This is a genomic window from Corynebacterium sp. HMSC071F07 (assembly GCF_001810285.1).
In the GTDB taxonomy this organism is placed as follows: domain Bacteria; phylum Actinomycetota; class Actinomycetes; order Mycobacteriales; family Mycobacteriaceae; genus Corynebacterium; species Corynebacterium simulans.
In genome coordinates this window covers 51,683-61,260 of the sequence record NZ_KV800716.1, presented here as the reverse complement: position 1 = coordinate 61,260, position 9,578 = coordinate 51,683, and the positions used below count along the sequence as shown (strand labels likewise).

The 9,578-nt window shown below is 59.9% G+C and carries 7 protein-coding genes; 6 read left to right on the top strand and 1 reads right to left on the bottom strand.

Features of this window, described 5'->3' with window-relative positions; all coding sequences use genetic code 11:
• From HMPREF2724_RS10755 to HMPREF2724_RS10740, 4 genes are all read left to right on the top strand, one after another.
• A partial coding sequence (locus HMPREF2724_RS10755; protein WP_141748382.1) for a glycerol-3-phosphate dehydrogenase/oxidase occupies nt 1–1,114 on the top strand: 1,114 nt, incomplete at its 5' end.
• A 27-nt stretch (nt 1,115–1,141) separates the two neighbouring features.
• Nucleotides 1,142–1,882, top strand: coding sequence for an MIP/aquaporin family protein (locus HMPREF2724_RS10750; RefSeq protein WP_061925072.1), 741 nt, complete (start codon nt 1,142–1,144; stop codon nt 1,880–1,882).
• 45 nt (nt 1,883–1,927) lie between these two features.
• Complete coding sequence (glpK, locus tag HMPREF2724_RS10745; protein ID WP_070588553.1) at nt 1,928–3,475, top strand: glycerol kinase GlpK; 1,548 nt, start codon at nt 1,928–1,930, stop codon at nt 3,473–3,475.
• 122 nt (nt 3,476–3,597) lie between these two features.
• Entirely contained in the window at nt 3,598–4,434 is an 837-nt protein-coding gene (locus HMPREF2724_RS10740) for a Cof-type HAD-IIB family hydrolase (RefSeq protein ID WP_062036802.1), read from the top strand.
• A gap of 36 nt (nt 4,435–4,470) precedes the next feature.
• Here the strand turns inward: HMPREF2724_RS10740 and HMPREF2724_RS10735 are convergent, their stop codons facing one another.
• Nucleotides 4,471–6,618, bottom strand: a complete 2,148-nt coding sequence (locus tag HMPREF2724_RS10735) for an N-acetylmuramoyl-L-alanine amidase (protein WP_070588552.1) — start codon at nt 6,616–6,618, stop codon at nt 4,471–4,473.
• A gap of 204 nt (nt 6,619–6,822) precedes the next feature.
• On the opposite strand from HMPREF2724_RS10735, the gene glf reads away from it, so the two are divergent.
• On the top strand, nt 6,823–8,019 hold the full coding sequence (gene glf / locus HMPREF2724_RS10730; RefSeq protein ID WP_070588551.1) for a UDP-galactopyranose mutase: 1,197 nt from the start codon (nt 6,823–6,825) through the stop codon (nt 8,017–8,019).
• 291 nt (nt 8,020–8,310) lie between these two features.
• Nucleotides 8,311–9,578: ATP-binding protein (locus HMPREF2724_RS10725; protein ID WP_168164882.1), on the top strand; the 1,268-nt coding region annotated here is incomplete at its 3' end.

Here is a 9,578-nt window from a genome sequence, read left to right as displayed (position 1 = left end):
CGTGGGCTTTGAAAAGGACCGCGGCGGCCGCATTACCGGCGCGCATGTCCGTGACGTTGCAACCGGCCGCGAGACCACCATCAAGGGCCGCGTCTTCATCAACGCCACCGGCGTGTGGAATGACAAGATTCAAGAGATGGCCGGCGTGGAGGGCAAGTTCACTGTCCACGCTTCCAAGGGCGTGCACATCGTCGTGCCGAAGGACGCCCTCGACGCCGATGCTGCACTGTGCTTCGTCACCGAGAAGTCCGTCCTCTTCGTTATTCCATGGGGCGAATACTGGATCATCGGTACCACCGACACGGACTGGGAAAAGGGTCTATCTCTGCCGGATCCGGCACCAACCAAGGCCGACATCGACTACATCCTGGATCAGGTTAACCAGCGCGTTTCCCGCACCATTACCCGCTCCGACATCGTCGGCGTTTACTCCGGCTTGCGCCCGCTTTTGACCGGTAAGTCCGACACCACCACCAAGCTGTCCCGCAACCACGCCGTGGCCAAGGTTGCTCCGGGCCTCGTCTCCGTTGCCGGTGGCAAGTACACCACCTACCGCGTCATTGGTAAGGATGCCGTTGACTTGGCAGTAAAGGAGCTGACTTTCGACGCTCCAGAGTCCGTCACCGAACGCACCCCAATCCTGGGTGCCGAGGGCTACCACGCTCTGGCTAACCAGGTACCGACCTTGGCTAAGCGCTACGGAGTGCACCAGGACGTCATCGAGCACCTGCTTGGCCGCTACGGCTCCCTGCTGGGCGAGGTCCTTGCTCCGGCAGAAGAAGACGCTGAGCTGCTGAAGCCGGTCCCAGGTGCAGAGCAGTACCTGTGGGCTGAGGTGCGCTACGCCGTTACCCACGAGGGTGCACTGCACCTGGATGACATCCTTTCGCGCCGCCTGCGCATCGCCATTGAGTACGCACACCGCGGCGTCGATTGTGCCGATGCGGTGGCCAACTTCGTCGCTCCGCTGTTGGACTGGGACGATGCTACCAAGCAGGCAGAAATCGCCGCATTCAAGCAGCACACCGAAGCCGAGCTGCAGGCAGAAGCAGCACTGACCGACCAAGAAGCAAACGACATCCTCGTGCGCGCGGCAGGCAAGCCGCAGGTATAAGGACCATTCAAGAGAAAGACTAAAAGCATGACCGCAATGGATGCTTTCCTCTGGGAGTTCATCGGAACTGCCCTGCTCCTCCTGCTGGGTAACGGCGTGTGCGCCTTGGTTACCCTGCGCACCTCCGGTGCCAAAGGATCTGACTGGATTGTCATTGCCCTGGGCTGGGGCATGGCAGTTTTCGTGGGCGCCAGCGTGGCGGACCCTTCCGGCGGCCACCTCAACCCGGCCGTGACCTTGATGGTTGCCATCAACGGCGGCCTTGAGTGGAACCTCGTTCCTGCTTACATCGCAGGCCAGCTTTTGGGCGCAATGCTCGGCGCATTGCTTGCTTGGGCGGCCTTCAAGCAGCTTTTCGACGCCAATAACCTCGACGAAGCTGGCAATGAAACCGGTGCGAACGCCTCCACCGGTGGCATCTTCTTCACTGGCCCTGCTCACCCGAATAACTTCTGGAATGCGGTCACTGAGTTCATCGGTACCTGCGTACTGTTGATGTTCATTGCCTTTGGTCCTTCCGGCGGTGAGATTGGTGCACTGAAGTATTTCGCAGTCGCATTCGTCGTCGTTTCGGTCGGCCTTTCCCTGGGTACCCCAACCGGCTACGCCATCAACCCGGTCCGTGACCTGGGCCCGCGCTTGATGTACGCATTCGTCCTTCCCATCAAGGACAAGGGAAGCGCCAACTGGGGCTATGCCTGGGTGCCAATCGTCGCCCCGCTGCTTGCTGCAGTAGCCATCGGTTTCCTTTCCATGGCTTTGGCTTAAATACGCATCTCACCGCATTTTTGAAAATACGCAAGGAGTAAATCCATGAGCGAAAACAAGTTCGTAGCAGCAATCGACCAGGGCACTACGTCCACCCGCTGCATCATCTTCAACCACGACGGCGGGCAGGTCTCCGTCGGCCAGTTCGAGCACGAGCAGATCTTCCCGGAAAAGGGTTGGGTTGAACACGACCCGAAGGAAATCTGGGACAACACCCGCCGCGCCGGCGGCGAGGCTTTGGCCAACGGCGACGTCTCCGTCGAGTCAATCGTTGCGCTGGGCATCACCAACCAGCGCGAGACCACCGTCGTGTGGGATAAAAACACTGGTGAACCGGTCTACAACGCAATTGTTTGGCAGGACACCCGTACCACCCAGATCTGCAAGGAGCTGGCGGGGGAGGAAGGCCCGGACAAGTGGCGTCGCCGCACCGGCTTGGTCATCAACTCCTACCCGGCAGGCCCGAAGGTCAAGTGGATCCTCGATAACGTCGAGGGCGCTCGCGAGCGTGCCGAGGCTGGTGACCTGCTCTTCGGCACCATCGATACTTGGCTGCTGTGGAACCTGACCGGTGGCGCCGAGGGCGACGGCGACCAGCCGCCAGTTCACGCAACCGACGTCACCAACGCATCCCGCACCTTGCTCATGGACATCGAAAAGCTCGAGTGGGATGAGGAACTGTGCAAGGAGATGGGCATTCCTACCTCCATGCTGCCGGAGATTCGTCCTTCCCTCAGCGACTTCCGCACTGTGCGTGCCCGCGGCTCCCTGGCTGGTGTGCCGATTCGCGCCATCCTCGGCGACCAGCAGGCAGCAATGTTCGGCCAGGGCTGCTTCCGCCCGGGTTCTGCAAAGAACACCTACGGCACCGGCCTATTCTTGTTGCTGAACACCGGTACCACCCCGAAGTTCTCCGAGAACGGTCTGCTGACCACGGTGTGCTTCCAGCGCGAGGGTGAACGCCCTGTCTACGCGCTCGAGGGCTCGGTCTCCATGGGCGGTTCCCTGGTGCAGTGGCTGCGCGATAACCTGCAGATGATTCCGAACGCGGCCTCCATCGAGAACATGGCCCGCTCCGTCAAAGACAACGGCGGTGTTTACTTCGTGCCGGCCTTTTCCGGACTCTTTGCGCCGTACTGGCGCCCGGATGCCCGCGGCGTCATCGTTGGTCTTACCCGCTTTGCTAACCGTAATCACATCGCCCGTGCGGTTCTGGAGGCAACTGCCTACCAGACTCGCGACGTCGCCGATGCCATGGTTGCCGATTCCGGTGTGGAGATCACCGAGCTGCGCGTCGACGGCGGCATGACCCACAACGAGCTGCTCATGCAGTTCCAGGCGGACATCCTGAACGTCGAGGTGCACCGCCCGAAGAACGTGGAGACCACCGCAACCGGTGCTGCCTTCGCCGCTGGCCTGCAGGTCGGCTACTTCGAGGATCTGAAGAGTCTGGACACCGGCAGCGGTGAGTTCAAGGTCTGGAGCCCGAAGATGGATGAGGAGGAGCGTTCCAACCTCTACAGCGAGTGGAAGCGCGCCATCAAGCGTTCCCTGGCTTGGGAAGACTCTGAAGACGACGACGTCGTTCAGTAGGCAACCCTCCCGCTAGCTCCCGATGAGCTAGCGCGCTCTAGGTCCCGCATCTTTTTTGGTGCGGGACCTTATTTCTTGCAGGAGGCACTAATTGCCTGCGGGCGCGAAGTAGACTGTGGGGCATGGTTGATTCCTTATGGGCGCCGCGCCTTATTGCCAGTGACATCGACGGAACTTTGTTGGATAAGAACCATCGCGTCACCAAGCGAAACCGTGAAGTAATCGCCCGAGCCGTGGCTTCGGGTGCGTACTTTGCGCTTTCCACCGGGCGCCCGTTCCGCTGGATTGCGCCCGTGCTCGAGCAGCTGCCCGTCCGCCCGGTATGCGTGACGTCGAATGGCGCCGTCATCTACGATTCCGCGGAAGATAAGCTCCTCAATGTGCACGCGCTCTCGCCCGCGGCCATCACAGACGTCATCGCCGTGGCGCAGGAGGTACTGGAGCCGCTTGGGGGAGCAGGCTTCGGCGCGGAACGCGGCGGGACCTCGCTTGCCGACCCCGTCGAAGAGCTTTTTGTGGTGGAGCCCCACTATTCCGAGAACGCGCTTTTCGACGGCTTCGGGGTCGTTTCCATCGATGAATTAGCGGCTGAGCCCGCGGTGAAATTGCTTATCCGTAACACGCAATTTAGCGCCCCTGAACTCTACGATCTGATTGCTCCGCGGGTGGACCCAACGGTTGCCCATGTTACCTATTCGATGACGGAGGGCATCCTCGAAGTCGCTGCCCCCAACGTGACCAAGCGCAAGGGCGTGTCCTGGCTGGCGGAGAACTTCGGCATCGAACGTAGCGACATAATCGCTTTTGGGGACATGCCCAATGACATCGAAATGCTGTCGTGGGTGGGGCGCGGCGTCGCCATGGGCAATGCGCATCCTGCCGTGAAGGAGGCCGCTGACGAAGTCACCATGGCCAACCATCAATCGGGCGTGGCAAAGGTGCTAGAACAATGGTTCTAGCATCTTAATCCTGCAGGGGCTGACACCCCCTGCCAACTAGTCGGTGAAGACGTTAATCTTCTCGGTTGCTGGGTCGTACTGGATGTAGCCACCCTGGAAGTCCACGCGGATTTCGCGGCCGTTGCCGGTGGAGACCTCGTCGGAGGTCGGCAGGCCGAGTTTGGTGGAGTTGTCGCCCTCGGACCAAGCCTCAGCGACCTTGCCCGTCAGGGCGTGGGTGCCCGCTTCCTTGGAAGAGAGAACAACGCCGTTTTCAAAGAGCTGGGAGACAATGCCCGCCTTGAAGTCCGGGCCGCCTACTGCGAGGCCGAGAACCGGGCCGAAGGCGTTCAGGATTGCCGTCCAGGACTGCTGCAGGCTCGGGTTGCCGGAGATCTGGACGACCTTGGAGACAATGTTTGGAATCTCCGAGGTGGTCAGGCCACCGACGACGGTCTTATTGCCGTCGACCTTCTGGCCCGAGCGAGACAGGAAGATGCCGACCAAAGTCGCGGCGATACCGGCAACCGCCTGGACTACTGCAACCGGCACCTGGACGCCGCCCAGAGAGGAGGTAGCGCCGTTCGTACCGGTGGTTCCACCGGTGTTTCCACCCGGATTATTGGTACCCGGCGTCGTGGTGCCGGTATTCGTCCCAGTGTTCGTGTTGGTGCCATCGTTGGATGGCAACTGCGCACCGGAGCCGGCAGTGCCGTTCTTGATGGACTGGTATTTGCGGTAGGTCGCATTGCGGATATCGCCCCAACGTGCCACGGTGTACTGGCCTGGGCAGGCGGTGTAGTGCAGGTCATTGTGGCCGTGGAAGGTTGGAACGTGAGCAACCGCGCCTGCTGGGAAACGGGAGCCACCGAAGCCGCCGGAGACCAGGTCGGTGGAGCCCTTCGGGTTGATGTTGGAGATCGCGGCCTTCCAGCCGGCGATTTCCGCCACGGAGTTCAGCATTTGCTCCGTCGGTGCTGCGGTTTCGTAGTTACCAATCATGGAGATGCCCCACGTGTTGGTATTGAAACCGCCAACGTGTGCGCCCTGCACGGCCTTATCGAGGCCGCCGTAACGGCCCTCGTAGATGGTGCCGTATTTATCCACCAGTGCGTTGTATCCGATATCGCACCAGCCCAGGTTCTGCGCGTGGTACTGGTAGATTCCGCGCACCTGCGCTGCAGCATCAGCCTTGGTGTAGTTGTTGCTGCCCGCGGTGTGGTGCAGGGTCAGTGCCTTAACGCCGTCGTCGTAGTCTGGCCCCATGCAGCGCTTAGACTCGTCCGCACCCCAGCCTGCGCGGGAGACGACCTTTGGCATGCCGTCGGTGACAGCGGTCTGCTCGATAGCCTCGCCAGCCTGCGCATTGCCGTCAATGAAGACAGCCTCCATGCCCTCGGTGCTGGTGTTGTTTGCCGACGCGCCGGAATCCTGTGCGTCAGAATCCTGTGCGCCGGAATCCTTAGTGTCCATCTCCTGCACGTCAGCCACCGGCGCAATGTCACCGACGTTGTACGGCAGCGGCGCCGGTTGCGGGTTGGCTGCTGCTTCCGCGGCCTGTTCAATCACGGACTGATTGGAGTCCTCCGCCGGTGCGGAAGCAGGCGACTGGCTTGCCGACGCCGCCGGTGCCGAGGTTTCCGGTGCCGCGGACTCTGGGGCCTGCGTACCGTCTTCTTCCACGGGGGTTTCCTCGAAGCTCTTGTCCAGGTTGGTGCCCGAGACAAGATCGACGTTGTTGATGGAAACCTGCACGTCGTTGGTGGTTCCTGTGTAAATCAGCTCGGTGCCGTTAGTGGCGTTCGGATCGTCGTTGGTATAACCCGAGTTGTCCATGTCGTACCACTGCGACCACGAACCGTCCGCCTGCTTGGCGCGCACGAAAGCGGCGACGTCACGAGCGCCCTTCCAGGTCACGGCGAACATGGAGAAAGGCTCGTCCCGGTGGAACTGCTTGACGGCGCGGGGGCCGTCGCCTTCGCCCTGGGCAGAGATAGCAGCGTCGTCGACCACAACGGTTTCGCCGTCGCCAAAGCTCGTCGAGGCGGAAGCTACTTCGATGGGGCCGGAGCCGTTTTCTTGGGTGCGCAGCACTTGGTGGCCACCGAAGGCGGCAGCCGCAACCATCGAGACAGAGGTGACAGCAGCGATGATCGGAGTGGACCACTTCGACTTGGTAGGAACGAGACGGCGTCGTAGTTGCACGTTATCTCCATTGAGGTTTTGCGTAACGCGTGCGGGTGGTTTAGACAGCTCAAACCGAATTACGAAAGTTAACAGTTGCGCAAAATGTTACTTATGTTGTTTCTGTTAATTCTGTTCCGACACGCGTCAAAAGCGCATTCTTGATGAAGTTCTTTGTGGGTGTCATCCCCGGCGACAAGGGCGATCTCCAATAAGGTGGGGTACATGACTTCTTATGACCTCATCGTTGTTGGATCTGGATTCTTCGGCCTGACCGTTGCAGAACGTGCGGCCTCTCAATTGGGCAAGAAGGTGCTCATCGTCGAGCGCCGTAACCACCTGGGCGGCAACGCCTACTCGGAGGCGGAGCCGGAGACCGGCATCGAGGTGCACAAGTACGGTGCGCACCTGTTCCACACCTCTAACGAGCGCGTGTGGAACTACGTCAATCAGTTCACCGACTTCACGGACTACCAGCACCGCGTCTTTGCTATGCACGACGGCCCCGCGTATCAGTTCCCAATGGGTCTGGGCCTTATCAATCAGTTCTTCGGCAAGTACTACTCGCCGGATGAGGCACGTCAGCTCATCAAGGATCAGGCCGGCGAGTTCGACGTTGATGAAGCTCAGAACCTGGAAGAGAAGGCCATCGCTCTTATTGGTCGTCCGCTCTATGAGGCATTCATCCGCGATTACACCGCAAAGCAGTGGCAGACCGACCCGAAGGAGCTGCCGGCGGGCAACATCGCCCGCTTGCCGGTTCGCTACACCTTCAACAACCGCTACTTCAACGACACTTACGAGGGCCTGCCGGTAGACGGTTACGCGGCATGGCTGGAGAACATGGCGAAGCACGAGCTTATCGACGTCCAGCTGGACACCGATTGGTTCGAGGTTCGCGAACAAGTTCGCGAAGAGAATCCGGATGCGCCGGTTGTTTACACCGGCCCGCTGGATCGCTACTTCGACTTCTCTGAGGGCGAGCTGGGCTGGCGCACCCTGGACTTTGATCTTGAGGTCTTGCCGACCGGCGACTTCCAGGGCACCCCGGTGATGAACTACAACGATGCTGACGTTGATTACACCCGCATCCACGAGTTCCGCCACTTCCACCCTGAACGGCAGGATAAGTACCCGAAGGATAAGACCGTCATCATGAAGGAGTACTCGCGCTTCGCCGAGTCCGGCGACGAGCCTTACTACCCAATCAACACTCCAGAGGACCGCACCAAGCTGGAGGCTTACCGACGCCTCGCAGCGGCCGAGGCAAAGGAGAACCAGGTTCTCTTCGGTGGCCGCCTGGGTACCTACCAGTACCTCGACATGCATATGGCCATTGCTTCCGCGCTGAGCATGTTCGACAACAAGCTGGCCCCGTTCTGGAACGAGGGCAAGGCCCTCGAACAGGAGCGCGGCCACTAAGCCGAACTTCGTCAACATAACACTTAATACTCAATACACCACCCAACACTCCACCCAACACTCCACACTGTGGAGTGTTGGGTGGAGTGTTGTATGTAGTGTTGCGCAGACCGGAAAAATTATGATTGACCTGCGTGATCGTTCCGTGCTGTGGGGATTTCGGACGAGGAACACGTGCGAACACTACACAACACACCACAGTGTGTGTAGTGTTGTGTGTAGTGTTTGAGGGTGTTCAGGAGCGTTGAGCGCTGATAGGGGTGAGTGATTGTGGTCTGGGACGATGACCAGGTGGAGATCGCCGAGATCATTGGAAGCCTGCGATCTCAGGGCACCGATACGCGCGCCGTAGAGGTCAAGGCAGCTGTGGGAGGTTTTCCCAAGAAGCTCGTTCGCTCTATCTCTGCCTTTGCTAACGGGACCGGTGGAATCATCATCTTGGGGCTGGATGAAGACAACGGGTTCGTTCCGGTACCAGGCTTTGATGCTACTGCCATGGCGGATGCCCTGGCTGGCGCATGTGCAGACCTCGTGACTCCGTCGGTTCGCGCCCAGATCGACATTGTTGAGTGGGAGGGCGCGAGCATTGTCGTTGGCACCATTCCCGAATGTGCTCCTTTTGAGAAGCCTTGCTGGGTCGTTTCTCAGTCGAAGTATCACGGCAGCTATATCCGGGTCCATGATGGGGACCGCGTACTAAAGCCATACGAGATCGACCGGCTGGAGGAAAACAAGACCCAGCCGGAATGGGATCTGGAGCCGGTTCCGGATGCTGACATCGACGATCTGGATCCTGACATTGTGGCCGAGATCTTGGCCCGCGAGCGCTCCATCCATGAACGCATTTTTGGACGGTTGAGCGATGAAGAGGCGATGTTAGCGCTCCACCTGATTACCCGGAACGACAACGGAAAATTAGTGCCAACTCTGGGCGGGCTTATGGTAGCGGGCACTTACCCACAACAGTTTTTCCCGCGGCTCAACGTGACCTTTGCAGCATATCCCGGCACCGATAAATCGGCCGGGATGGGCAAGCAGCGCTTCCTCGACAACGAAAGTCTGGTGGGGCCCATTCCGGTGCTGGTCGCGGATGCCGTGCGGGCAGTCCGACGCAATATGCGCGTAGGAGGCGTAATCGAGGGAGTCTTCCGTAAGGACTTGCCGGACTATCCTCCGGAGGCTGTGCGTGAGGCAGTCGCTAATGCGCTTATGCACCGTGACTATTCGCCGCAGGCGCGGGGCACGCAGGTACAAGTGAACCTGTATGTCGACCGGCTGGAGATCCTCAACCCCGGTGGTCTTTATGGAACGGTCACCGTTGATCGATTGGGCACTGCGGGTATGTCTAGCGCGCGCAATCAGCATTTGTCTGCGTTGCTGGAGGTGACTCCTGCCGGTGACGGAGATGGGTACGTTGCGGAAAACCGTGGTACCGGATATATCGAGATTCTCGACCAACTGGAGCAGCAGCTGCTGCCGCCGCCGGTACCACGGGATTCATTAACTGAATTTGAACTCACCTTTGCGCGGCGAAATCCGACTACCCCGGAGCGCACCGC